The following is a 21958-nucleotide window of genomic DNA, read 5'->3' on the forward strand; positions in this document are numbered from 1 at the left end:
GAGGGAATTCTATAAAGAAAGGGGATAAAGAAAGGGGATAAAGAAAGGGGGCCTCTGCCCCCTTTCTTTTAAAGGCCGGCCTTGGAGGTGGCCTCAATACATTTTATAACTGGAGTGTAGTCGAGGGGTTCGCTCCAGCCGGCAATCTTGGCAGCTTTGGCGGCTGGATCCTCAGGTTCCATCTCCAGAAGGGCCTTTTTTACCGCCGCCGAAAGATTATTATCTACAAAAGGAAAGGTGAAAAATGGCCATTCTGGATAAAGCCTGGTTGAACGGACAAAAGGAAAATCATCTTTTTGTTCATCGATTATCTTGAAATCTGCCAGCTTTATCTTACCTTCGTCCTGCATACGTTCTAATGTATCTGTCCGGACTGTTCCGCCATCAACCTGACCTTTAAGAACGGCATAGACGACATTGTCGTGGGTCTTGCCCACCATGATCTTGCCCAGGTCTGTCTTGGGATTGAGTCCCTTTTGTAAGAAGTGGTAAAAGGCCATGTGAGCCCCACCGAAGGATTTGAAGTTGACGATCATAAACTTTTTCCCCTTAAAATCTGTTGCCGAGTTGATAGGGCTGTCCTTGCGGACAAAGATAACCCCTCCAAACTGGTTGAGTTTCTTCCCCATCCGCACGTTGATCAGGGTGGCTAAAGGGGTGGCTCCATACTTTTTAAGATAGACGTAGTATTGGGGATTGACGATCAGGAAGTCGATCTTCTGTTTAGCTACGGCGGGCTCAATGGCTTCAAAGCTCAGAGGCCGCAATTTGATAGTGACCCCGGTCTTGGCGGAAAGGTACTCAGCGGTCTTTTGCCAGCGTTCAATGGCCTTTCTCTTGCCCCGTTTAGCCAGGACCCCTAGGTAATAGACATCTTTGGCACAGACCACGGGGACAGAGAAGGAAAGTACAAAGAAGGCTGTCAGGGCCAAGGTTAGGATCTTCTTCAACATTTTAGGACCTCCTTGGTAATTTTCTGCCCCTTTCCAAGGGAGCTCTTAGGTTTTGAACTGGGAAACTATTCCCTTCATCTGTAAGGAGAGTTCAGCCAGCTTCTGGCTGTGCTCTCTGATAAGGGCCATGCTTTCTTTGGCCAGCTGACTGGCCTCCCTCATCTCCGGAATAAGGCGGGAGAGGGTCTCTCCTTGTTGGCTCATCTCGGTGGCGCTTTCTCCGATGGCCGAAACAGTGGCTGTCTGCTCCTCAACTGCGGCGGCAATGGTTCCCGAGATGTCGTTGATCTGGGAGATTATCTCCGCCACTTCTCGGGTTGATTGGATAACCTTGCTGGTGGCTTCCTGGATAGCCTGAATCTTTTGGCCAATACTCTCTGTGGCCTGGCCGGTCTGTTTTGCTAGCTCTTTTACTTCACCGGCGACTACGGCAAAGCCTTTTCCAGCCTCTCCGGCCCGGGCGGCCTCGATGGTGGCGTTCAGCGCCAAGAGATTGGTCTGCTCGGCAATAGAGGTGATAAAATTAAGGACCTCACCGATTTCCTGCGAACTCTGATCGAGCTCGCTGATTATCTGGCTGACATTCTCAATCTTCTCCTGGGCTCCCTGGGCTACCTGGGCGGCGGAGGCTGTTTGGGTGGAGATCTCGGTGATGGCCTTTTCCATCTCGGCAATCATCCCGTGAACCTCATCGGCCCGTTTGGCCACGGTCTGGCTCACCTCAGCAATGTTGTTTGTCCGTCCATGGACTAGCTGGCATCCTTGGCTTAGGTTTCCGGAGGTCCTTTCCAGATCACCAGCGGCCCCTTCCAGAACCTCGGTCTGATCCTTGACCCGACCGATGAGTCCGCGGAGTTTGTCTAAAAAGAGATTAAAGGCCAGAGCCAGGCGTCCCATTTCATCTTTACCAGTCACCGGAAGCTCTTTGGTAAGATCCCCCTCACCCTGGGCGATGTCGTTCATGCGGTCGACTACTCCACGGAGATGACGGCTGAGCTGCCAGGAGACCCCGATAGCAAAGGCGGTGGTTATGAGAAAACTAATGGCGGCTACCAGAAAAGACCGAAGGGTGCAATCTCTGGAAAGGGTCGCAAGAGCCGTAAGGTCCCGAGAGACAACCAAGGATCCGAGGACCTTCCCCCCGTAACCAACCAGTGGAAAACCCCCCAGACCTAGATGTTCTTCCCTGGTAATGGTCTCTTCTTTTAAAGTCTTTCCCAGGAAGGGACCCGTAACCACTGAGGCCAGAGATGGGCTGGTAGTGGCTGCCAGGAAGAGATTGCCCACCTTAGAGTCAAAGGAGGCCTTGGTAATGACCGAGGCGGTCTCCGGGGTAATAAAGACCCCGATTTCCTGGCCCGTTCCTTTAGCCAAGTCGAGGACAACCTTAAGGGGAATACTGACCTCTACACTGCCTACATATTCTCCATCCCAGAAAACAGGGGCTACTGCCCGGATGGCCAGCCCCCCTCGGCCGGCCTCGATTCCGGTGACGAGTTTTTTGGTCCGGATGACATCGACTACCATCTGCCGGAATCCCTTGAGGTCATCGCCGTAGCTCTCTGGCTTCCATGTTCTGAGGAAGGAGTGTCCGTCGGGGGTATGGAAATGGAGAAAGAAGTCGAGGCCTGAGCTCTTTTTGGCCTGTTTAACGATCGGAAGGGCGATCTGGAGGAGCTGATCCCGGTTGGTAAGTCCTAGGGCCTCCTTGACTCCGTCAAGGGCGGCCACAGAGCTGGCCAGCATAGTCTCTGTGGCCAGGGTCTGGTTGAGAATCTTTTGGGTATTGGTGAGGGCGTCTTTAACTCCTTCTTGACCAGTGTAGGAGATTAACATCTCGGAGGATCTTTGGGAGTGCCAGATAAAGACTCCGGAGAAGAAGAACACTCCCAGGAGAAAGGGAAGAAGAATCTTGTAGCGAATAGAGAGATCCCTCCACCTGAGGCTACTAGTCATGGTATTTTCCTCCTGGATTTAAAAAAATGTAATTTTTCACCAAAAAACATTCTAAAACGCCCCGTCTTTTCCTCTTCCAGATAAATTAACGGTTGAAAAAATAAATTTCTTAAATTCTTTCTGGACCTCCTCGAGATCCCGGCTTGATAGACTGATAAAGTGAGGTTAAAGAGGGGGTGCAAATCAAAGAGCCGGGAGGCGACGGAGAGATGTTGCGGATCGATCTTTCCCAGGAGTCCTTGAGTGCTGAACAGATTCAGATCCTTCAGGGGATGTGGCGAAGGTGCGCCCGAAGGATCATTCTGGCCACTACCTTGGCCGGTTGTGGCCATCCGGGGGGCTCACTGTCCTCACTCCATCTCCTTCTGATGAGCTATGCCCTTATGCGTCATGATCCTCAGAAGCCTCGCCGGCTGGATCGAGATCGGCTACTCATCAGTCATGGCCATATTTCTCCGGCGGCTTACAGTGTTCTCGTAGAGTATGGTTATGTCTCTGAGGAGGCCTTTCTTATGGAATTCCGGCGGGCGGGTTCAGCCTTTGCTGGGCATGTGGAGCAGACGGTCCCGGGTATTGAGTGGAACACAGGCAATCTTGGTCAAGGTCTTTCGGCCGCCTGTGGGCTGGCCCTTTCTCTTAAATTGAATGGCCTTAAGGAAAATCGGGTCCTTTGTCTCATGGGTGATGGTGAACAGCAAAAAGGTCAGGTCATTGAGGCCCGGCGTTTTGCTGTTAAGTTTGGCCTCAATAACCTCATTGTTTTGGTTGACCGGAATCATCTTCAGATCGGTGGTGATACTGATCTAATTATTCCTCAGTCTTTAAGGGATGAGTATCGGGCTACTTATTGGAATGTTATTTATCTTTGTGATGGCCATGATTTTCCGGCCATCTACCGCTCTCTTAGGCAGGCTTGGCTCAAGGAGGTCGAAAATCCTGCCCGGCCTACGGCCATCCTAGCCCGAACAGTCATGGGCAAGGGGATCTCCTTTATGGAGAACGTAGCCCGTTGGCATGGTGAGGCCCTCAAGCCAGATCTGGCTCAGGAGGCCCTGAGGGAATTAGGTTTTGAAGACGATATTGAGGCCCTTTTAGAACGTCGGCGGGCCTATGTCCACTTTAGTAAACCCTTTGAGTCTGAAGCCCCCTATCCGGAGGTTGACCCGGGCCAACCCATTCTCTATGGCCCCGAGGTCAAGATGGACAATCGTTCAGCTTATGGAAAGGCCCTGCGAAGTCTAGCTGAAGTCAACAATATCCCTGGGAAACGTCCTAAGATTCTGGGTTTTTCCTGTGATCTCGAAGGCTCTGTGAAGATGACCGCCTTCCGTCAGTGGTCTCCTGAGGCCTTCTTTGAATCCGGTATCCAGGAGCATCATGCGGCTACGGCTGCTGGAGCCGCCTCGCGGGAGGGTTTTGTCGTCTTTTTCTCCACTTTTGGGGTCTTTGCCGTCTGTGAGACTTATAATCAACATCGTCTAAATGATCTCAATCACACCCACCTTAAAGTCGTCTCTACCCACCTGGGGCTTGATGTTGGTGAGGATGGCCCCACCCATCAGTGTCTTGATTATCTCGGTCTTCTGCAGAACTTGTTTGGTTTTTCTATTTTTTTGCCGGCAGACCCCAACCAGACAGATCGGATCATTCGTTATGTAGCCCGAACTCCAGGTAACTTTTTTGTCGGTATGGGGCGCTCCAAGACCCAGATCATCCTTGATGAGGCTGGTCGTCCCTTCTTTAGTGAAGATTACGAATTTAAACCCGGCCAAGCCGATTGGATCCGTCGGGGCGACCAGGGGACTTTTATCTGTTTTGGTCCCATGGTAGTCCGGGCTTTAGAGGCCAGAGAGATCCTAGCCCGGGAAGGGATCTCTGTAGGAGTTCTCAATATGGCTTCTTTTAAACCTCTTGATGTCAAGTCTATTATGGATGCGGCCTTGATCGGCCCCATTGTCACCGCCGAGGATCATGTCGTTGATACTGGTCTAGGGGCGGCGGTGGCTAGGGTCTTAGCTGACTCTGGAGTGGCTGTCCCCTTGAAGAGGTGTGGTGTGTCCCATTATGGTTCAAGTGGCAAGCCAGATGATCTTTATCGCCGTCAGGGCCTTGATCCCGAATCCCTGGCCCAGAAGATGAAAAAGCTTATTGCCGGATGAAGACCATCCACATAGGTCCAATAGAATTTGGTCCCCAAGGCCCTCCCCTCTTGATTGCCGGGCCCTGTGTTCTTGAGGAGTTTGACTTGGCCGTCAGAATTGCCCTCTTTATGAAAGAGGCCGCTCAGAGGGCAGGTTTTCTCTACGTATTTAAAGCCTCCTTTGACAAGGCGAACCGGACTGGACTTTCTTCTTACCGGGGTCCCGGTCTTGAAGAGGGGCTCAAGATACTGGCCCAGATCAAGGAGATAGCCGGTGTTCCGGTGCTCTCTGACGTCCACGAAACCTGGCAGGTGGAACCGGCGGCCGAGATCCTTGATGCTATCCAGATTCCGGCCTTCCTCTGTCGGCAGACTGATCTTATCCTCGCTGCCGCTCGGACAAAGAAGGCCCTTAATCTCAAAAAGGGGCAGTTCATGGCCCCTTGGGATATGCGTTATGCCCTGGAGAAGGCGGCCTCTGTAGGGAACGAGAATCTGCTGATCACCGAAAGGGGAGTTTCTTTCGGTTATCGCAATCTAGTGGTAGATATGAGATCTTTTCCTATAATGAGGGCCTTTGGTTATCCGGTAATCTTTGATGCTACCCATAGTGTCCAGCTCCCTGGAGGCGGAGAGGGAAAAAGTGCCGGGGAGCGGCAGTTTGTGGCTCCCCTGGCCAAGGCAGCGGTGGCTGCTGGGGCCGATGGGATCTTTATGGAAGTCCATGAGAATCCTGATCTGGCCCGTTGCGACGGCCCCAACTCTCTTTCCCTCCCTCAGGCAGCCTGGCTCCTTGAGGAGTTGGCCCAGATATATCGGCTGAGAGATGTTTCAATTTCCACCTGAGGTTTTAAAACGGGCTGCTGGAATTCGTCTCCTCCTTCTTGATGTCGATGGCATCCTTACCGATGGCCAGATTATTGTCGCCGCAGACGGCAGCGAGATAAAAAGCTTTTGTGTCCGCGACGGTATGGGGATAAAGCTTCTCCAGATGGCCGGCTTGGAGGTGGCCCTTCTTACCAGCCGGACAAGCCCTCCTCTGGTCCATCGGGCCAGAGAACTGGGTATCAAGACAGTCATTCAGGGGAGCCTCCATAAGCTTGATCTTTATCTTGAACTCTGCCGCAAGAAGGGTCTTGAAGATCAACAGGTGGCCTATATGGGCGATGATTGGATAGATCTTCCAGTGCTCAAACGGGTAGGTCTTGCGGTAACTGTTCCTCAGGCTTGGCCTCCCCTTAAGGAACACGTCCACTATGTAACTCGCCTTTCTGGAGGCCATGGGGCGGTAAGAGAGGTCGCAGATCTTATCCTTCAGGCTCAGGGAAAGTGGGAGGAGTTGCTAAGATGCTTTCTTACGGCCGAGTCTTATTGCTTTTAAGTCTACTTTTCTGTTTTTGGTCCTGTAGCCTCAATCAAGAGACACCTCCTCCGCAAAGAGATGAAGAATCCCCGGATATAATTCTCAAAGATGTAGAATTTGTGGAATACAGAGGGGAGAAAACGGGCTACACTGTTCTAGCAATCCGGGCCAGTCTGTTAGAAAAACAAGGGCTTTTAAGGCTTAAGAAGGTTGAGATAACCTCCGGGGACAAAGATGATTTTTTTGTTCGTGGGGACAAGGGTTGGTATGATCTTAAAGAAGAGAAGCTTTTTTTAGAGGGCTCTGTCATGATCAAGACCAGGGACCGAGGCACCCTAAGGACCAAAAGTCTCCTCTATCTTCCTCAGGAAGACCGGCTGGTTGGAGAAAAAGAGGTCTTTATCGAGGCCGAAGATTTGAGGATTAAGGGAGTTGGTTTCGTCTACGAAATAAATAAAGGAAGGCTTAAGATATGTCACCAGGTAGAGATGATTGGCGAAGATTTTATTTAAAGTGGGGTCGGGTCTTCTTTGGGGTCCTATTAAGCATTTTTCTCTTGGCCCCTAAGGCCTTCTCTGGGGCTCCGATCAAGATCACCAGCGATCAGCTCGAATCCCTGGACGACAAGCAGATGGTTATCTTTACTGGCCATGTAGTGGCTAAGAAGGAAGACCTTACCCTCTATGCTGACAAACTGGTGGTTTATTATCATCCAGTGAAGACCGATAAAGGGGTTCGAAAGAAGGTCTATAAGATGGTGGCTCTGGGAAATGTCAAGATTATCCAGAAATCATGGGTGGCTACCGGAGGGGTGGCTACCTACTTCCGGGATGAGGAAAAGGTTCTCCTTGAGGATAACCCTCAGGTGGTCAGAGAGGGAAACATCGTCCGGGGCAAAAAGATCACCCTTTTCTTAAACGAAGACCGGAGTTTGGTCGAGGCTGCCCCGGGTAAAAAGGTCGAGGCCATCGTTTATCCGGAAGAATGAACAAATGCAGGCTGATCATCTTCGGGCCCACAACCTCCTTAAAGAATATCACCGCCGTCGGATAGTTGATGGAGTGGACCTTTCTGTTTCTCGGGGGGAGATAGTTGGTCTTCTAGGGCCCAATGGTGCCGGAAAGACGACCACCTTTTACATGCTGGCCGGTCTTATTCGCCCCGACGGGGGCCGAGTTTTTCTTGATGAGGAGGAGATTACCAGGCTCCCCATGCATCGTCGGGCCCGGCTGGGGATAACCTATCTTCCTCAGGAGGCCTCTGTCTTTCGCAAACTTACCGTGGTCGAAAATATCTTGGCCATCCTTGAGAGAAAGAAACTTTCCCAACAGGAACGCCGAAAAAAGGCCCAAAATCTTATTGCTGAGTTTGGTCTAGAACATGTAGCCGATCAGAAGGGATATCAGCTTTCTGGCGGGGAGCGAAGGAGGGTGGAGATTATGCGGGCCCTGGCCACGGATCCAAGCTTTGTCCTTCTCGATGAACCTTTTGCGGGCATTGATCCTTTGGCGGTAGCTGACCTTCAGGGCCTCATCCAGAGCCTCAAAGAGAAGGGCTTGGGGATTATCATCTCTGATCACAACGTCCGGGAAACCTTGACGGTGTGTGACCGTGCCTATATTGTAAGTCAAGGAAAGATCATCGAAGAAGGCACCCCTTACGAGATAGCCCAGAGTGAGAGGGCCCGTAAGTTTTACCTAGGTGAAGGTTTTAGCCTCTAATCATGGCCCTTGAATTAAGACAACACCTCAAACTGACCCAACAGTTGGTTATGACCCCCCAGCTGCAGCAGGCCATCAAGCTGCTGCAGCTCTCCCGCCTTGAACTCCAGGAGACCATAGAGCAGGAGATAGAACAAAACCCCCTGCTTGAGGATTCCTTAGAGGGCCGGGAAGACTTTACCTCTTACTCCGAGGAGGAATCTGGCCCGGAAATTCCGGAGGTCTCTCTTTCCCCCACAGAAGAAGGCCCTTGGGGGGATGAGCCCTTGAGGGATGCTGACTGGAGTGATTATGGCGATTACTTTGAGGGCGATGAGCGTTCGACAGCCATCATGAGTTTTGCCTATGAGGAGAAGGAGTCCATTTCCTTTGAAGGCTCCCTCTCCAGTCCGACTTCCCTTGCCTCTCACCTGATGTGGCAATTGCAGCTCTCAGACATGGATGAGTCCGAACGCCTGATCGCCACCCACATTATTGGAAACCTGGATAACAGGGGCTATCTTGCGGCTACCTTGGAGGATATCTCCAGGGATACCGGAGCACCTTTGGAGAAGGTGGAACGGGTTCTAGCCAAGGTTCAGGAGTTTGACCCGGTGGGAGTGGCGGCCAGGGATCTAAGGGAGTGTCTTCTTATCCAGATCCGTCATCTTGGCCTTGAGGATACGGTGGTGGAACGTATTGTTCGGGATCATCTTCGGGCCCTTGAGCTTAAGAACTTTCAGGCCATCGCCCGCGATCTTCATATCTCTTTGGAGGAGGTAGCCCAGGCAGTAGAGATCATCTCCCAGCTTGAGCCCCGTCCGGCCCGAAACTACAGCGGCGAGGCCACCCATTACATTGTCCCGGATATCTTCGTCTATAAGGTAGAGGATGATTATGTCATTGTCTTAAATGATGAGGGGCTTCCCCGTCTGCGTATAAGTCCTCATTATCGTCGCCTCCTTCAGGATCCAGGGGTGCCTTTAGAGACTAAACAGTATATCCAGAAGAAGCTTCGATCGGCTCTCTGGCTAATAAAGAGTCTTCATCAACGTCAACGGACCATCTATCGGGTTACAGAATCCATAATGCGTTTCCAGCGGGAGTTTCTGGACAAGGGGGTGGCCTATCTGCGCCCTTTGATTTTAAAGGATGTGGCCGAAGATGTGGGGATGCACGAGTCAACAATCAGCCGGGTAACCACTGGCAAATATGTTCAGACCCCTCAGGGGCTTTTTGAATTAAAATTTTTTTTCAACACCGGAATTAATCGGGTCGGAGGGGATCAAGTCTCTTCGGAGACCGTTCGGGAGAGGATTAAACAGATCATCCAGGCCGAAGACCCCACCAAGCCCTTAAGTGATCAAAAGATTGCCAATCTCCTCAAAGAACGCTACGGGATCGAGATTGCCCGGAGGACAGTGGCCAAATACCGAGAAATGATGGGGATTTTGCCTGCCAGCCGGCGCAAGAAGCCGGCTCTGTCCACCAAATGATAAAGGAATCTTTAGTCGTTGACACCGGCTCGGGCCAGGTGTTATCAAGCCGGCGTAGGAGGTAACCTATGCAGATTAACGTTACTTTCAGGCGTTTGGACCCTTCTCAAGGTCTGAAGGATTATGCCGTCAAACGGCTCGGCAAACTGGCTAAGTACTTTGGCGGTCCGACGGAGATAAATGTCATTCTGACTACAGAGAAGTTTCGCCAGATTGCCGAGGTAGTCATTACAGGCAACGGTCTCAATCTTAATGGCAAGGAAGAGACCAACGATATGTATTCGGCCATAGATCTGGTGGTTGACAAGATGGAACGCCAATTACGGCGCCATCGGGAGAAGGTCAAAAGTCACAAGGGTCGAGGACCGGGCCGCTCGGTTTCCGAAGTGTCTGCTCCGGTGGAAACAGAAGAACGAGAGGTAGTTGTGGAAAGGGTGACGGCCAAGCCCCTTTCGCTGGAAGAGGCCATCGATCAACTGGAGCTTATGGGGTACCAGTTTTTAGTCTTTGTCAATGCTGACACCGAGACCCTTAACGTTCTTTACCGTCGTTCAGACGGCCACTACGGTTTGATTCAACCGGAGTCTTTGTAATCCCTGGCCCTTCCTGGCCCGAGCCATGAGGATTTTAGATTTCATTGATAAAAAGTGTATTGTCCCGGAGCTTAAGGCCGAGGACAAATGGTCCGTCTTTGAGGAGTTGGCCCAGATCATCGCTAATAAACGTAAGGATCTCCGGGCGGCAGATATTGTCCGGGTCTTAAGCGAGCGAGAAAAATTGGGAAGTACAGGAATTGGATCTGGAGTGGCCATCCCTCACGGAAAGATGAAGGGTCTTGACCGGCTGATTATCTGTGTGGCTCGGAGCAACAGAGGCATTGACTTTGAGGCCATGGATAAACAGCCCGTTCATCTGATATTTTTGATCCTGGCCCCTGACAATGCGGCCAGTCTCTATCTTAAGCTTCTGGCTCGTCTTTCCAGACTTCTCAAGGATCCCCTCTTTCGGCAGAGGCTCCTTGGGGCCAGGGATGCGGAAGAAATCCTTTCCGTAATCAAGGAGGCCGATTCGGAATTCTAGTGGGATCGCATCTTGAGACCATTATCATCACAGGACTTTCTGGTTCTGGGAAGAGTACGGCCTTGAAGGCCTTTGAGGATATTGGCTATTTTTGTGTAGACAACCTGCCCATTCTGCTATTGCCGGAGTTTTTAGCCCTAAAAGAACAGGAGCTCTCAGATGATCCAGGGCCGCTTAAGGTGGCCATCGTCATGGATGTCCGGGAGAAGGCCTTTCTGGACCAGTACCAGTCGATCTTCAGGCAGGTCCAGGACTTGGGCTATCACTTGGAGATCCTTTTCCTTGAAGCCAGCGATGAGGTCCTTATCCGTCGTTTTAGCCAGACGAGGAGACCTCATCCTCTGGCTCCAAAGGGAAACCTGGCTGAAGGAATCCGCTTTGAGAGACAGCGCCTTCATGGTCTTAAGGAATGGGCTCATCAGGTGGTGGACACCTCTGGTTTTAACGTTCATCAGCTTCGGGCGGAGATAATCCGTCTTTATGCCCCTAGAGAAGACCTGGCCCGGCCGACCATTCATCTGATCTCCTTTGGCTTTAAGCATGGCGTCCCCCCCGAAGCCAACCTCATGTTTGATGTTCGCTTTCTCCCCAATCCTTACTTTAATCCCCTCCTCCGGCCCCTTGACGGTCGTCAGGAGGCGGTGAAAGATTTTGTCCTTCGCTGTGAAGAGGCCCGGCGTTTTTTGGAGCTGATTGAGGACTTCTTGGGTTTTTTGCTTCCTCTTTATCATCGGGAGGGAAAGGCCTATATGGTTATTGCGGTAGGATGCACCGGAGGAAGGCACCGATCGGTGGTAGTGGCTGAAGAGCTCCGGCAGGCCCTGATTGGAATGGGGGAACATGTCCTCATTACCCATCGGGATATGGACAAAGACTGAAGGGGAAGAGCATGCCAGGAGTAGTTGTTGTTACCCATGGCCGGTTGGCTGAGGAGTTGGTTCTGGCCGCCGCTTTTATTATGGGCGGGCTTGAAGGAGTAGTGGGCTTGGGGATCGATCCCAACGAACCCCTTGAGGAGCTTAAGGAGAGAATTCTGCAGGCAATTCGCAAGGTTAACGATGGGGAAGGTGTCTTGGTGCTTACGGATATGTTTGGGGGAACCCCTTCCAATATCTGTCTGGCCTTTTTGGAAGAGGGCAAGGTTGAAGTGGTCAGTGGGGTTAACCTTCCGATGATTATCAAGGCTGCTCAATCTTTAGAGCGTCCCCTTCCCGAGTTAGCTACGGTAGTGGCCGAGGCCGGCAAGAAGAGCATTACCAGAGCCAGCGAACTTCTTCAGAACTGACCTTGTCATGAAGGCCAGGATAGTCCCCGCCAGGGAGGAGGACATCCCGGGTTTAGTGGAGATTGAGCGTCTTTCTCATTCTAATCCTTGGTCTAAAGCCGCCTTTATTAGTGAACTTTCCCACTCAGCAGCTAGACTCTGGATTGTTAAGGTGGCTGGTATCCCCAGAGGGTTCCTCTCCTTTTGGCTGGTCCTTGATGAGGTTCATATTCTCAATTTGGCCATCCATCCGGCCTTCCGTCGTCAGGGATTGGCTACCCGTTTGATCAGACTGGCCTTAAAATATGCCCGCCATCGAGGGGCCACTTTGGCCTGGCTTGAGGTGCGGCCTTCAAATGTTGCCGCCCGGAATCTCTATCAAAAGCTGGGTTTTGTAGCCTCAGGCCTTCGTCCTGGTTATTATCAGGACACCGGTGAAGATGCCATTATTATGAAGAAGTTCTTGAAGGACAGATGAAGCTCAAGCGCCTTGAGCTCTATGGTTTTAAGTCTTTTCCTTACCGGGTAGAGGTTTCCTTCCCTCCGGGTATTTGTGCCATTGTGGGACCCAATGGGAGCGGCAAAAGCAATATTGTTGATGCTGTCCGCTGGGTCCTGGGGGAGCAGAGCCCTAGACGGCTTCGGGCCCGGGAGATGGAGGACGTTATCTTTTCGGGGTCTAATGGCCGTGGTCCTAATTTTGCCGAGGTGAGGTTGATCATTGAAAATGAAGGAGATGCCCCAGGGGATCTGGCCGATCTTCCAGAGATTGTCATTACCCGAAGGCTTTATCGTTCTGGTGAGAGTGAGTATCTTCTCAACGGCCGTCCCTGTCGTCTTAAAGATATTCATTATCTCTTTATGGATACCGGAGCTGGCCACCGGGCTTATGCTATCATTGATCAGGGAGAGGTAGGGTCCTTTGTAGAATTAAGGCCAGAGGAAAGACGTCTTCTTATTGAGGAGGTAGCCGGTGTTTCCCGTTACAAAGCGCGCCGTGAGGAGGCCCAGCGGCGTATCAAGGCCAGTCTAGAAAACCTCACCCGCCTGGAAGACATCCTGGCCGAGGTCAAAAGGCAACGTTCAAGTCTTAAACGGCAGGCCAGAAAGGCTGAGAAGTATCTCCGCCTCAAGGAGGAGCTTCGTCGTCTGGATGTTGTCTTTGCGGCCCAGCGTCTCAAGCTGGCTCGGGACAAGATTCGGAATCTCTCCAAAGAGCAGGAAACCCTCAGCCAGCAAGAGGCCCTTCTTTCGACTCGAAGACAGACGCTAGAGACCGAAAAGGCCCGGCTTGTTCTGCTCCTTTCTGAGAAGGAAGAAGCTTTAGGTCAGATTCGTCAGAAGGAGGAGGCCGCCAGAGAGAAGCTCAGAGAGGCAGCTCAGCATCAAGAGGCCCTTAAGGGAGAGATTAAGGCCCTTGAGACCCGGATTAAATCGGCTCAGGCCCGAGAAAAGGAGCTTACCGGCCGCCATCAGACCCTTAGGAAAAGATTTCTTGATCTTGATGAGCGCCTTAAGGGGACGGAGGCTGCCTTAAAGGAGATCGAAGAAAAAGAAGACCGGCTCGCCAAAAAGCGCCATCAAAAGGAAGAACAATATAGGGCTCAGCGACTTATTCTTGAGGAGAAAAAAAAGGATTTTGATTCTTTGATCCTGCGTCAAAGAGAGCTTGAGGCCGAAGAAAGACGTCTTGAGAGCGAAGGGAATCGCCAGAGAAGACTTTTCAAGCAGATAGCTGCAGAGCTCGAGGAACTTTCCTTAAAGCTCAAGGAGTCCGAAGAGCAGATCTCCTCTTTTAAGGAAGAGAAGTCCAGATTAGAGAATGAACTGACCGGTCTTTCTCGAGACTTGGGAGACCTTTACCTTAAAGAAAAAAAACTTTCGGCTGCGGAGGAGCACCTCAAGGAGGCCATCTCTGAGCTTAAACGGGGGCTTAAGGATCTTAGAGCAGAGGCTGAGAGGCTCAGGCGCCTTGAGGCCGAGATGGCCGGCCTGCCACCTTCGGCTCGCTTTATCAAGGAGAACTTGGGCCTGGGCCTTTTAGTTGAGGCCATTAAACCGGCTACCGGTTGGGAAGCAGCCCTGACAGCCGTGGTCTCAGAAGGGCTTGGTTTTGCCCTAGTGGATGATCTCCCTGAGGCTAAAGAAGTTATAGAGGCCCTTCGAGAGGCCCGTTTGGGGACAGGGGGGGTGATCCTGAGGAGGACTTTTCAGGGGGAGGCCAAGGGACTTCTTGAGAAGGTTGAAAGAGTACCTGAGGCCTTAGCTCGGGTCCTGACAGCCTTCTTTTTGGAGGAGAGCCTGGAGACAGCCTTAAGACGATATCTCTCTGATGGAGATGATCTTCGGCTTGCCTCTAAAGATGGGATTGTCTTCTGGCCTGGGGGAATGATCAAGGTCCTTTCTTCCTCCGAGGGGCAGGAGGTTCTCGAAAGAAGACGTCGCTTAGAAGAGCTCGCCAGCCTTGAGGCCAAGGAGGAGGGAAGACTCAGGGGCCTTCAGGAAGACCTTGAAAGGACTAGACAGGTCCGGGAGGAGGTCCATAAGAGTCTCTCTGGGCTCAAAGAAAAGGAGGCCGTCCTGAAAAGGCGCCTTTTAAGTCTGGAGAAGGATCTGGCTGGTCTTGAGGCCCGGGTTCTAGGATTGCGGGAGCGTTATCAGGCTGTGGCCGCCAGAGCCCGCGACTCTGAGGGACGCCAGGAAGAAATTCAGACCGAGCTTCAGAAGATAAGGTTCAAGAAAGAAGGGATCATCAAGGAGGTCTCCCACCTTGAGGACCGTCTCAAGGCCTTTGTTGCTAGGGAAAAGGATCTCTCCTCGCTCCTAAAGGAGATCTCTCAGCGCCTTGAGGCGGTAAGACTTTCTCGGGCCAGACTTGAGGAAAGAAGACGGCAGTTTCTGGATGAAAAGAAGCGCCTGGAGAAGTCTCTAGGGCAGACACAGGAGCAACGTCAAAGGGTTGCTGAGGAACTCAAGGGATATGAACCTAAGCTCTCAACCCTCAAAGAGGCCTTGGTCGAAGAGAAGAGCAGGGTGGCTAACCTTCAGGAAGAGTTGGTGAGACTTCAGGCCCACAGAAAGCACCTGGAAGAAGAACTCTCGGGCCTCAGAGGACGCCTTTCCTCTCAGGAGGCAGATATCCGAGCTACCGAAGCTGAGTTGCGCCGTATTGCTGAGGGAAAACACCATCTGGACCTGGAGATAACCGAATTGCGTCTCTTGGCTGACCATCTAAAGGGAAAGATTGCCGAGAAGTACCAACTTGATCTTGACAACCTTGATCCTGCTTTCCTTTTAGACGAGGCTCCTGATGAGGAGACTTTTTCTAGACGGGTGGCAGAGATCAAAGAGGAACTTTCCCGGCTGGGGGCGGTCAATCTGGCCGCAGTTGAAGAATACCAAGGGGTAGAAGAAAGGCTTGAGTTTCTAAACAGTCAGAAGGCTGACCTTCTTGAGGCTATAGAGAGTCTCAAAGAAGCCATCTCCAAGATCAATCGCCTTTGCCGTCAAAAGATCCGGGAGGCCGTGGCCGAGGTCAACAAAAAGCTCAAAGAGGTCTTCCCCCTGCTTTTTGAAGGCGGCACGGCAGAGCTTCGGTTGGTAGGCTCCGACGATCCCCTTGAGGCCGGCCTTGATCTCTACATCCGTCTTCCTGGCAAACGTCTTCAGCATTTGGGCCTCCTTTCTGGCGGGGAGAAAGCCCTTTCAGCTTTGGCCGTGGTTTTTGCTGTTTTCTTGACCAAACCCTCGCCGTTCTGTTTGCTTGATGAGGTCGATGCCCCTCTTGATGAGACCAACACCCTTAAGTTTAACCGTTTAGTCAAGGAGATAGCCCGCCATGCCCAGGTGATTATTATTACCCATAATCAGAGGGTCATGGAAGCTGCAGACACCCTTTATGGAATCACCATGGAAGAGAAGGGGATCTCCAAGATCGTCTCCGTAAAACTTGCGGAGGCTCAGGGATAAAGGGGGAAGAAGATGCCAGATTACCGACGGTCCATCGGGTTTGTTTATCTCCAAAGGAGCAAACATGACCGGGCCGAGCTTCTGAGCCGAGAGAAGGAGAATATCTCGGCCGCAGCCCCTGTTAAGACCTATCCTGGGGCCCGGCGTCTGAGACTTCCGCGGATCGCTCCTCCCGAGGTCTCTCTCTGGGAGACCTTGGCCAAACGTCGTTCAATACGCAAATACGCTTCTGAACCTATTTCCTTAGAGACTATTGCCCTTCTTCTCTGGGCAACCCAGGGAGTTACGGCCCGAATTGGCCATTATCTCCTTAAGACCGCTCCAAGTGCCGGGGCCCTTTATCCTATTGAGACCTATCTGTGCCTTAATAACGTGGCCGGAGTACCTCCTGGACTGGTCCATTATGATGTCAGCTCCGCCGCCCTTGAGTATCTCGAAGAAGGCCACTTTGGAGATGATCTGGCCGAGGCCGCCTTGGGCCAGAAGATGTGCTCTCGGGCCCCAGTGGTTTTTATCTGGTCGGCTATTCCTCGGCGCACAATGAGCAAGTATGGTTCTCGAGGGATACGTTATATATTCATGGACGTGGCCCACATCTGTCAAAATCTTCTCTTGGCGGCCCAGGCCCTTGGACTGGGGTCCTGCCCGGTGGGGGCCTTTTTTGATGATGAGATCAACGAGCTTTTGGGGCTTGATGGTTTGGAGGAGACTGTAATCTACCTGGCCCCGGTAGGAATTCCGGCCTGAGGCATGGGTAGAGTCCTTATCTGGCACGAAGGAGCCCTAGGAGATCTTATCATCTCTCGACTGGCCATCGGGGCCCTGGCCCAGAGATCAAAGGATACCGTTCTCCTGGCCCGTTCCGAGGGTCGGGCTCTTTTTGAGGGCCATCTTGGAGAAATTCTCTCTACCGATCCCTTGGCCCCACTTTTTTGGGGAAAGGTTCCGGCCATAATCTCTGGAGCTAAGAGAATATATCTCTTCTTCCATCGCCCCCCGGAGACGGCCATTAGCAGATTGGTCTCTTTAGGGCTTGAGATCAAAGTCGTGAACACCCGACCGTCTGGGCTGGAGTCTGCCGCCTACTATCAACTGAGCCAAATAGGTGGAGAACCGGCTCTCTTTACCTTTGCTGACTGGATGGGTAGCACTAGCCGAAAAGTAATTATTCACCCTGGATCCGGAAGCCGGTATAAAAATTATCCTTTGGAGGCCTTTTTGACCCTGGCCCGTTGTCTAAAAGACAAGGGCTATGATGTTCTTTTTGTTCTCGGTCCGGCAGAAGATAGTTTAAGAGAGCCTCTTTTGAAGGACGGTCAGGATGTTCTAGATCGTCTTTCCCTTAAGGGTCTAGTAGAGATCCTTAAGAGGGCCCGGCTCTATATAGGTAATGATTCCGGGGTGAGTCACCTGGCGGCCTCTTTAGGGATTCCCACCTTTGTCATCTTTGGTCCTACTGATCCAAAGATCTGGTCCCCTATAGGTCCTCGAGTAAAGGTCTGGCGTTCGGAAGCCTGTCCACCATGCTGGCCTTCTTCTTCCTCCTGTAAGGAGAGGATCTGTCTTCAGGTCCCTCCCAGGGTTCTGGCCGAGGAGATTTATCGTTTTAGTACCACTGCCACTGAGCCTCTCCTGGAGCCGGAGGACTAGGGGAGGTTTGAGCCTCGGGAGAAGACTCTTCTGGAGTAGAAATCGAGGTCGACTCCTGGGGATGTGGGGTTAAAACTACCTCCTTTTCCTTTTTCTTCTTGCCAATGAAGGGAATCCAACCTAGCCAGTTCCTCTTTTTCTTAGGTTTTTCAACCTTTTGAGACCGGGGCTCTTCGACAATAGGCCCTAACTGTTCTTCATCTGGTGGGTAGTCCGGCCAAGGATCTATATCTCTCCAGCTCGGCTTGGGTTGCTTGACGGCGGCCCGCTGGTTGTTGGAGGGCGTGGAAGAGGAAAGGTGCTCTCTTTTTGCCTCCGGAGTCTCTGAGGTGCTTGACTCTCGCCAGAAACGCTCCGGATGCATGCGGTTGGGGGTGACCTGCTCAGCCCTTGGAGAAGCCCCTTGGGTGGGGGAGGTAGAGGCTATTTGAGAGGATGGGACAGATTGGGCCGCCAGTGGGGCCGGAGTCGGTTTGCCCGTAAGATAAAAATCAATCTTTCGGGCAAAAGTGGCCAGCTTAGGAATGACCTCATCCAGACCCCTGGTCTCCGTGTAAAGAGCGATTGGTTGCCGACCGGCCTTAACCGGAATCATCTGGGCATCTAGACTGACGTTTTGACCAAAGACTGTCAGGCTTCCAAAAAGAACGTAATCGACCCCTAATCTCTCTCCGATGGCTCGAGCTTTGGCCTCTGTAAGAGGTCCAGAGAGATCCTTTAGGACCGCTTGAACCAAGGTTTTATCAATAACGATGACCTCATCGGGTTTGAAAATTCGGGTAGTCATCATGTCAAGGATACCTTCCCTTACATAGGAAAGGTCTTCGGCAGCATGGACCTTAAAGGGCAAGACGGCCACCTTAATGGCCGCCTGACAGTAGCCCGTCGCGATACCTAACAGGAAAAAAATAAAGAAAATCGATCTTATAAACCCTCTTTTCATGCCTCCCCCCGCTCCCTTCACCGCCTATCAGAAGAGTTTTCCGTGGAAGGATTTTTGTTGATCCCTTGATCAAGGAAGGTATCAGCAAGAGCGGGGGGCGTCAAGGAGAGGGGCCTGGCCCAGGCCCCCTTTACTAGGCTCAGCTAAACCTTGATCCCGGGGCACAACCAGAACTTAAACTTGACCCCGGTGAGGCCGAGCGTGAGGAAAAAGAGGAAAGGAGCTTCTGGACCTCTTTAGCCTTGCATTTGGGGCAAAGGACCTGCTCCTGGTTGGAAAAGACGAGCCTTTCAAAGATTTGTCCACATTTCTTGCATATAAACTCGTAAATAGGCATCCTACAAGCCTCCTTTATTCTTTAATTTCCTAGCAAAATCTCTTAAATTCTTATTCAAAGAAAGTAAACCAGGAGGGAGATCTGTCAAGGAGAAAAGTAATCTATACCCTGGGGACCAGTAACCGGGGGCTGGGTGAATTCTTGGGAATTCTTAAGGTCCATGGGATCTTACAGGTGATTGACGTCCGGCGTTTTCCCAAAAGTAGCCGTTTTCCCCACTTCAACCAGGAGCCCCTGGCTGGGGCCTTGGCTAAAGAGGGGCTGGATTATTGTTATCTAGGAGAAGAGCTCGGGGGATATCGCTCTGGGGGGTATGAGGCTTATCGGCGGGGCAAGACCTATGAGGTCGGCTTGTCTCTGCTTTGTCAGCAGGCCGGGGCCAAAGTCTCGGCCATCGTTTGTGCTGAACGGCTTCCTTGGCGTTGCCATCGCTGGTACCTGGCCCAGGATCTTTTCTCTAAGGGCTGGCGGGTAATTCATATTATTGATAAGGGCCGCCTTTGGGAGCCTAGCGGAGGAGGTACTCGGGGCGACAACGAAAAAGGGCTCGAAATATGTTTCCCTTAAGACGCGGGTTTTGGGCGTAAAGTTTTTCTAAAAAAACAGCCAGCTCTGCCCTTTTGGTCTGTCCGGCGGTAGGACAGGGATTTTCGATAACCGGCAACTCTAGCCTTCTGGCCAAAGCCTTTATCTGGTTTTTGTCCACAAAAGCCAGGGGCCGGATAAGGGTAATGAGGCCTTTGAAGAGTTCCTGATAGGGAACCATGGTACTAATTTCAGCCCCGTAGAACAGGTTGATAAAAAAGGTAATGATAATGTCATCTTTATTGTGGCCCAGGGCCAGTTTGTTGCAGCCAAGGCTATGGGTGAGCTCAAAGAGGCGTTTGCGGCGGAGTCGGGAGCAATAAAAGCAAGGTGTTTCTCGCCCTGCCTCATGGGCCCTAGGGCCGTAGTCGGTCTTCTCGAAGTGGTATTCAAGTCCGGTTTGATCCAGATACTCTTTTAGACGAGGCCAGTCATGTCCCTCAAAACCCATATCGAGGTGGATGACTACCAGATCGTACCTTATGGGAGCCTTTTTTTGCCATTGTCTCAGGGTCCATAGAAGGACAAGGCTGTCTTCTCCTCCGGAAAGAGCTACTGCCACCCGGTCTCCATCTTGGAGCATCTGGTAGCGATGAAGGGCCCGGCCGACTAATTTATTGACTACCTTTGGAAGATAGGCCATCGGGGTTGGTGCAGGTTGTCTGGCCTTGGGACCCAAGGCCAGTGAAGACTCAGGGATACCGGCTGTTGTTTAAAGGGGCCAACTGGGCTAGAAGGAACCAGCCGAAAAGGACTATTAAAATCCACCAGAGATGTCGCATAGGGCCCTCCTGTACAGGCCCTGAAATAGAGCCATGAGGTTGGGCCGATGTCAAGATTTGACCTAGATGCTGACCAGGCCAAGGCTGTGGCCACACCTTACCGGACTACCCTAGTCATCGCTGGCCCTGGAGCCGGAAAGACAAGACTTATCCTAGCCCGGGTGGCCTTTCTTCTGGAGGCAGGCCTCCAACCAGAAGAGATCCTTGTCCTTACCTTCAGTACCCGGGCCGCTGGAGAACTCCTTTCGAGAGCTAAGGGCTGGGGAGATTCGGTCCAGATCAAGACTTTTCATGCCGCTGCTCGGGCCCTGTTTCGGAAAATGGGGCTTGAGGTCTTCCAGCCAGCCAGCCAGGAAGAGAGGTTTGAGGCCCTAAAAGAGGCGTCTTTAAGAGCAGGGTTTAAGGCCTCCCGGAGGGATCTGTCCCGGATACTTACCCATTTTTCCTTGGTCAAATCAGGTTCTCAAAAGCTCTCCCCTGAATTTTCTTCCCTTTTTGCTCTTTACAACCAGGTCCTTGAGGAGGTCTGTCGCGGCGACTTTGATGATTTTCTTCTCCAGATCATCTCCCACCTAGCCCCTTCGGGAGGGCCCTTTCGTCAAGTCATTGTGGATGAATTTCAGGATGCAAGCCCCACGGATCTTCTTTTTTTAAAATCCCTAAGGCCTGAGGGTTACTTTTTGGTCGGTGATCCCTTTCAAGCCATATATGGTTTCAGGGGTGCAGGGGGGCCTGGGATCTTTGAGGCCGTAAGGCGAGAGTTTCCTGACGTGGGGGAGTTCCGGCTGAAGAGGTCCTATCGAGTCCCCGCGAAGATCTTGGAAGTGGCCTGTCGCCTTGTGGGGGCTCCGGCCTTTGAGTCTTTGCAAAGAGGGGGGCGCCTGGAGGCCCACCTTTTTCCCAGCCCTCGGGCCGAGGCCGTCTTTATTGGTAAGACTATTGAGGCCCTTGTGGGTGGGAGAGATTTTCTGGCTGCCGAGCTTATGGGAGTTAGAGAGGCATTTTGCTGGGGAGATTTTGCCGTTTTGGTTAGACTTAAGGCCTTGGTTGCTCCTTTAAAAGAGGCTCTAATCTCGGCTGGTCTTCCTGTCTTTTTCCGGGATGAGGCCCGTGAAGCCCTCCGGAGAAAACTTGAGGCCTTCTCTCGGATTGATCTTTCCGGGCGACGGCCGGAGGAAATCAAAACGGTGGCTCAAGACCTGAAGCTTACCTTTTCTCGGCCCGAAGAAGCCTTTTTAAAGGCCCTTTTCCCCCTGGTAGATTCCCTGGAGGATTTAGTTTTTGAGCTTCTTTACCAAGCTGATGCCCCTCGGGATCAGGAAGCTATCTCCCTCAGCACCATCCATGCGGCCAAAGGGCTTGAGTTTCCTGTGGTCTTCGTGGCTGGCTTTGAAGAGACCCTAATGCCTTATACTCTAAAAGAGGGAGACGAGGACGAAGAGAGGCGCTTGGCCTATGTAGCCTTCACTCGGGCCCAAGAGGCCCTTTACCTTACCGCCAGCAGCCGGCGCTTCCTTTTTGGCCGGAGTCTCCCTGGCCGGCCGTCGCCGTTTTGGGGGCAGCTGGGCCTTAAGGCCAAAATCCATCGTCTATCTATCAAAAAGACCCCCCCTCGACAAAACAGTCTTTTTTAGAATCTCCTTAAGTTGAGAATGAGTTTCCATTGACAACTTTCTAGTCTTGTTGTTAGTTTGAGGGGCGTCTGAGAGGAGTTGACTCTTAATCCTTGCAAGGAGAGAC

22 protein-coding genes are annotated in these 21958 nt (G+C 51.9%); 17 read left to right on the top strand and 5 right to left on the bottom strand.

Annotated elements, in window-relative coordinates; all coding sequences use genetic code 11:
- Positions 1-68: 68 nt before the first annotated feature.
- Both ACXJJX_RS03250 and ACXJJX_RS03255 read right to left on the bottom strand, forming a co-directional pair.
- The gene (locus tag ACXJJX_RS03250) at positions 69-953 is read right to left on the bottom strand and encodes a phosphate/phosphite/phosphonate ABC transporter substrate-binding protein (RefSeq protein ID WP_456431992.1); all 885 of its coding nucleotides are present in this window, start codon (positions 951-953) and stop codon (positions 69-71) included.
- A gap of 45 nt (positions 954-998) precedes the next feature.
- Complete coding sequence (locus ACXJJX_RS03255) at positions 999-2909, bottom strand: methyl-accepting chemotaxis protein (protein WP_456431994.1); 1911 nt, start codon at positions 2907-2909, stop codon at positions 999-1001.
- A gap of 176 nt (positions 2910-3085) precedes the next feature.
- Here ACXJJX_RS03255 and ACXJJX_RS03260 point away from each other — a divergent pair, with 176 nt between their 5' ends.
- The 15 genes from ACXJJX_RS03260 to ACXJJX_RS03330 all read left to right on the top strand — a co-directional run bounded on the left by ACXJJX_RS03260 (position 3086) and on the right by ACXJJX_RS03330 (position 17571).
- Positions 3086-5068: a transketolase gene (locus tag ACXJJX_RS03260; protein WP_456431996.1), complete on the top strand. Its 1983-nt coding sequence runs from the start codon at positions 3086-3088 to the stop codon at positions 5066-5068.
- Complete coding sequence (gene kdsA / locus ACXJJX_RS03265) at positions 5065-5895, top strand: 3-deoxy-8-phosphooctulonate synthase (RefSeq protein WP_456431998.1); 831 nt, start codon at positions 5065-5067, stop codon at positions 5893-5895. The genes ACXJJX_RS03260 and kdsA overlap by 4 nt, the downstream gene beginning before the upstream one ends.
- Positions 5876-6430 (top strand): KdsC family phosphatase, encoded by a 555-nt coding sequence (locus tag ACXJJX_RS03270; RefSeq protein ID WP_456432000.1) that lies wholly within the window; start codon positions 5876-5878, stop codon positions 6428-6430. Before kdsA ends, ACXJJX_RS03270 begins: the two co-directional genes overlap by 20 nt.
- Positions 6397-6924, top strand: coding sequence for an LPS export ABC transporter periplasmic protein LptC (lptC, locus tag ACXJJX_RS03275; protein WP_456432002.1), 528 nt, complete (start codon positions 6397-6399; stop codon positions 6922-6924). Before ACXJJX_RS03270 ends, lptC begins: the two co-directional genes overlap by 34 nt.
- Positions 6885-7400: a lipopolysaccharide transport periplasmic protein LptA gene (lptA, locus tag ACXJJX_RS03280; protein WP_456432004.1), complete on the top strand. Its 516-nt coding sequence runs from the start codon at positions 6885-6887 to the stop codon at positions 7398-7400. Before lptC ends, lptA begins: the two co-directional genes overlap by 40 nt.
- Positions 7401-7404: 4 nt before the next feature.
- Positions 7405-8133 (top strand): LPS export ABC transporter ATP-binding protein, encoded by a 729-nt coding sequence (lptB, locus tag ACXJJX_RS03285; RefSeq protein ID WP_456432006.1) that lies wholly within the window; start codon positions 7405-7407, stop codon positions 8131-8133.
- 2 nt (positions 8134-8135) lie between these two features.
- A complete protein-coding gene (gene rpoN / locus ACXJJX_RS03290) occupies positions 8136-9608 on the top strand; it encodes an RNA polymerase factor sigma-54 (RefSeq protein ID WP_456432008.1) in 1473 nt (490 codons plus the stop codon).
- A gap of 68 nt (positions 9609-9676) precedes the next feature.
- Positions 9677-10201, top strand: coding sequence for a ribosome hibernation-promoting factor, HPF/YfiA family (gene hpf / locus ACXJJX_RS03295; protein WP_456432010.1), 525 nt, complete (start codon positions 9677-9679; stop codon positions 10199-10201).
- Positions 10202-10226: 25 nt separating this feature from the next.
- Positions 10227-10688, top strand: coding sequence for a PTS sugar transporter subunit IIA (locus ACXJJX_RS03300; protein WP_456432012.1), 462 nt, complete (start codon positions 10227-10229; stop codon positions 10686-10688).
- A complete protein-coding gene (gene rapZ / locus ACXJJX_RS03305; RefSeq protein WP_456432014.1) occupies positions 10688-11566 on the top strand; it encodes an RNase adapter RapZ in 879 nt (292 codons plus the stop codon). Before ACXJJX_RS03300 ends, rapZ begins: the two co-directional genes overlap by 1 nt.
- Positions 11567-11577: 11 nt before the next feature.
- Positions 11578-11973, top strand: coding sequence for a PTS sugar transporter subunit IIA (locus ACXJJX_RS03310; RefSeq protein ID WP_456432016.1), 396 nt, complete (start codon positions 11578-11580; stop codon positions 11971-11973).
- A gap of 7 nt (positions 11974-11980) precedes the next feature.
- Positions 11981-12430: a ribosomal protein S18-alanine N-acetyltransferase gene (gene rimI / locus ACXJJX_RS03315; RefSeq protein ID WP_503461778.1), complete on the top strand. Its 450-nt coding sequence runs from the start codon at positions 11981-11983 to the stop codon at positions 12428-12430.
- Positions 12427-15921 carry a chromosome segregation protein SMC gene (smc, locus tag ACXJJX_RS03320; RefSeq protein WP_456432020.1) on the top strand — a complete coding sequence of 1165 codons (3495 nt, stop codon included), beginning with the start codon at positions 12427-12429 and terminating at the stop codon, positions 15919-15921. Before rimI ends, smc begins: the two co-directional genes overlap by 4 nt.
- 12 nt (positions 15922-15933) lie before the next feature.
- On the top strand, positions 15934-16668 hold the full coding sequence (locus ACXJJX_RS03325; protein WP_456432023.1) for a SagB/ThcOx family dehydrogenase: 735 nt from the start codon (positions 15934-15936) through the stop codon (positions 16666-16668).
- Between the two features lie 3 nt (positions 16669-16671).
- Positions 16672-17571, top strand: coding sequence for a glycosyltransferase family 9 protein (locus ACXJJX_RS03330; RefSeq protein ID WP_456432025.1), 900 nt, complete (start codon positions 16672-16674; stop codon positions 17569-17571).
- Here the strand turns inward: ACXJJX_RS03330 and ACXJJX_RS03335 are convergent.
- Positions 17528-18514: a hypothetical protein gene (locus tag ACXJJX_RS03335; protein ID WP_456432027.1), complete on the bottom strand. Its 987-nt coding sequence runs from the start codon at positions 18512-18514 to the stop codon at positions 17528-17530. The two genes, ACXJJX_RS03330 and ACXJJX_RS03335, sit on opposite strands and share 44 nt — an antisense overlap.
- A gap of 139 nt (positions 18515-18653) precedes the next feature.
- Positions 18654-18851, bottom strand: coding sequence for an FmdB family zinc ribbon protein (locus ACXJJX_RS03340; RefSeq protein ID WP_456432029.1), 198 nt, complete (start codon positions 18849-18851; stop codon positions 18654-18656).
- Positions 18852-18992: 141 nt separating this feature from the next.
- On the opposite strand from ACXJJX_RS03340, the gene ACXJJX_RS03345 reads away from it, so the two are divergent.
- Positions 18993-19418: a DUF488 domain-containing protein gene (locus ACXJJX_RS03345; RefSeq protein WP_456432031.1), complete on the top strand. Its 426-nt coding sequence runs from the start codon at positions 18993-18995 to the stop codon at positions 19416-19418.
- On the opposite strand, the gene ACXJJX_RS03350 is transcribed toward ACXJJX_RS03345, so the two are convergent.
- Positions 19360-20079, bottom strand: coding sequence for a tRNA lysidine(34) synthetase (locus tag ACXJJX_RS03350; protein WP_456432033.1), 720 nt, complete (start codon positions 20077-20079; stop codon positions 19360-19362). The two genes, ACXJJX_RS03345 and ACXJJX_RS03350, sit on opposite strands and share 59 nt — an antisense overlap.
- 186 nt (positions 20080-20265) lie before the next feature.
- On the opposite strand from ACXJJX_RS03350, the gene ACXJJX_RS03355 reads away from it, so the two are divergent.
- A complete protein-coding gene (locus ACXJJX_RS03355; protein ID WP_456432035.1) occupies positions 20266-21852 on the top strand; it encodes an ATP-dependent helicase in 1587 nt (528 codons plus the stop codon).
- The last annotated feature ends 106 nt before the right edge of the window (positions 21853-21958 follow it).

This window comes from Thermosulfuriphilus sp. (assembly GCF_054026695.1).

Excerpts from the sequence above, each read along its gene's own strand:
- ACXJJX_RS03250 (WP_456431992.1), bottom strand. The coding sequence starts at position 953 with ATGTTGAAGAAGATCCTAACCTTGGCCCTGACAGCCTTCTTTGTACTT.
- ACXJJX_RS03255 (WP_456431994.1), bottom strand. The coding sequence starts at position 2,909 with ATGACTAGTAGCCTCAGGTGGAGGGATCTCTCTATTCGCTACAAGATT.
- kdsA (WP_456431998.1), top strand. The coding sequence starts at position 5,065 with ATGAAGACCATCCACATAGGTCCAATAGAATTTGGTCCCCAAGGCCCT.
- ACXJJX_RS03270 (WP_456432000.1), top strand. The coding sequence starts at position 5,876 with ATGTTTCAATTTCCACCTGAGGTTTTAAAACGGGCTGCTGGAATTCGT.
- lptC (WP_456432002.1), top strand. The coding sequence starts at position 6,397 with ATGCTTTCTTACGGCCGAGTCTTATTGCTTTTAAGTCTACTTTTCTGT.
- lptA (WP_456432004.1), top strand. The coding sequence starts at position 6,885 with ATGTCACCAGGTAGAGATGATTGGCGAAGATTTTATTTAAAGTGGGGT.
- lptB (WP_456432006.1), top strand. The coding sequence starts at position 7,405 with ATGCAGGCTGATCATCTTCGGGCCCACAACCTCCTTAAAGAATATCAC.
- rpoN (WP_456432008.1), top strand. The coding sequence starts at position 8,136 with ATGGCCCTTGAATTAAGACAACACCTCAAACTGACCCAACAGTTGGTT.
- hpf (WP_456432010.1), top strand. The coding sequence starts at position 9,677 with ATGCAGATTAACGTTACTTTCAGGCGTTTGGACCCTTCTCAAGGTCTG.
- ACXJJX_RS03300 (WP_456432012.1), top strand. The coding sequence starts at position 10,227 with ATGAGGATTTTAGATTTCATTGATAAAAAGTGTATTGTCCCGGAGCTT.
- ACXJJX_RS03310 (WP_456432016.1), top strand. The coding sequence starts at position 11,578 with ATGCCAGGAGTAGTTGTTGTTACCCATGGCCGGTTGGCTGAGGAGTTG.
- rimI (WP_503461778.1), top strand. The coding sequence starts at position 11,981 with ATGAAGGCCAGGATAGTCCCCGCCAGGGAGGAGGACATCCCGGGTTTA.
- smc (WP_456432020.1), top strand. The coding sequence starts at position 12,427 with ATGAAGCTCAAGCGCCTTGAGCTCTATGGTTTTAAGTCTTTTCCTTAC.
- ACXJJX_RS03325 (WP_456432023.1), top strand. The coding sequence starts at position 15,934 with ATGCCAGATTACCGACGGTCCATCGGGTTTGTTTATCTCCAAAGGAGC.
- ACXJJX_RS03330 (WP_456432025.1), top strand. The coding sequence starts at position 16,672 with ATGGGTAGAGTCCTTATCTGGCACGAAGGAGCCCTAGGAGATCTTATC.
- ACXJJX_RS03335 (WP_456432027.1), bottom strand. The coding sequence starts at position 18,514 with ATGAAAAGAGGGTTTATAAGATCGATTTTCTTTATTTTTTTCCTGTTA.
- ACXJJX_RS03340 (WP_456432029.1), bottom strand. The coding sequence starts at position 18,851 with ATGCCTATTTACGAGTTTATATGCAAGAAATGTGGACAAATCTTTGAA.
- ACXJJX_RS03350 (WP_456432033.1), bottom strand. The coding sequence starts at position 20,079 with ATGGCCTATCTTCCAAAGGTAGTCAATAAATTAGTCGGCCGGGCCCTT.
- ACXJJX_RS03355 (WP_456432035.1), top strand. The coding sequence starts at position 20,266 with ATGTCAAGATTTGACCTAGATGCTGACCAGGCCAAGGCTGTGGCCACA.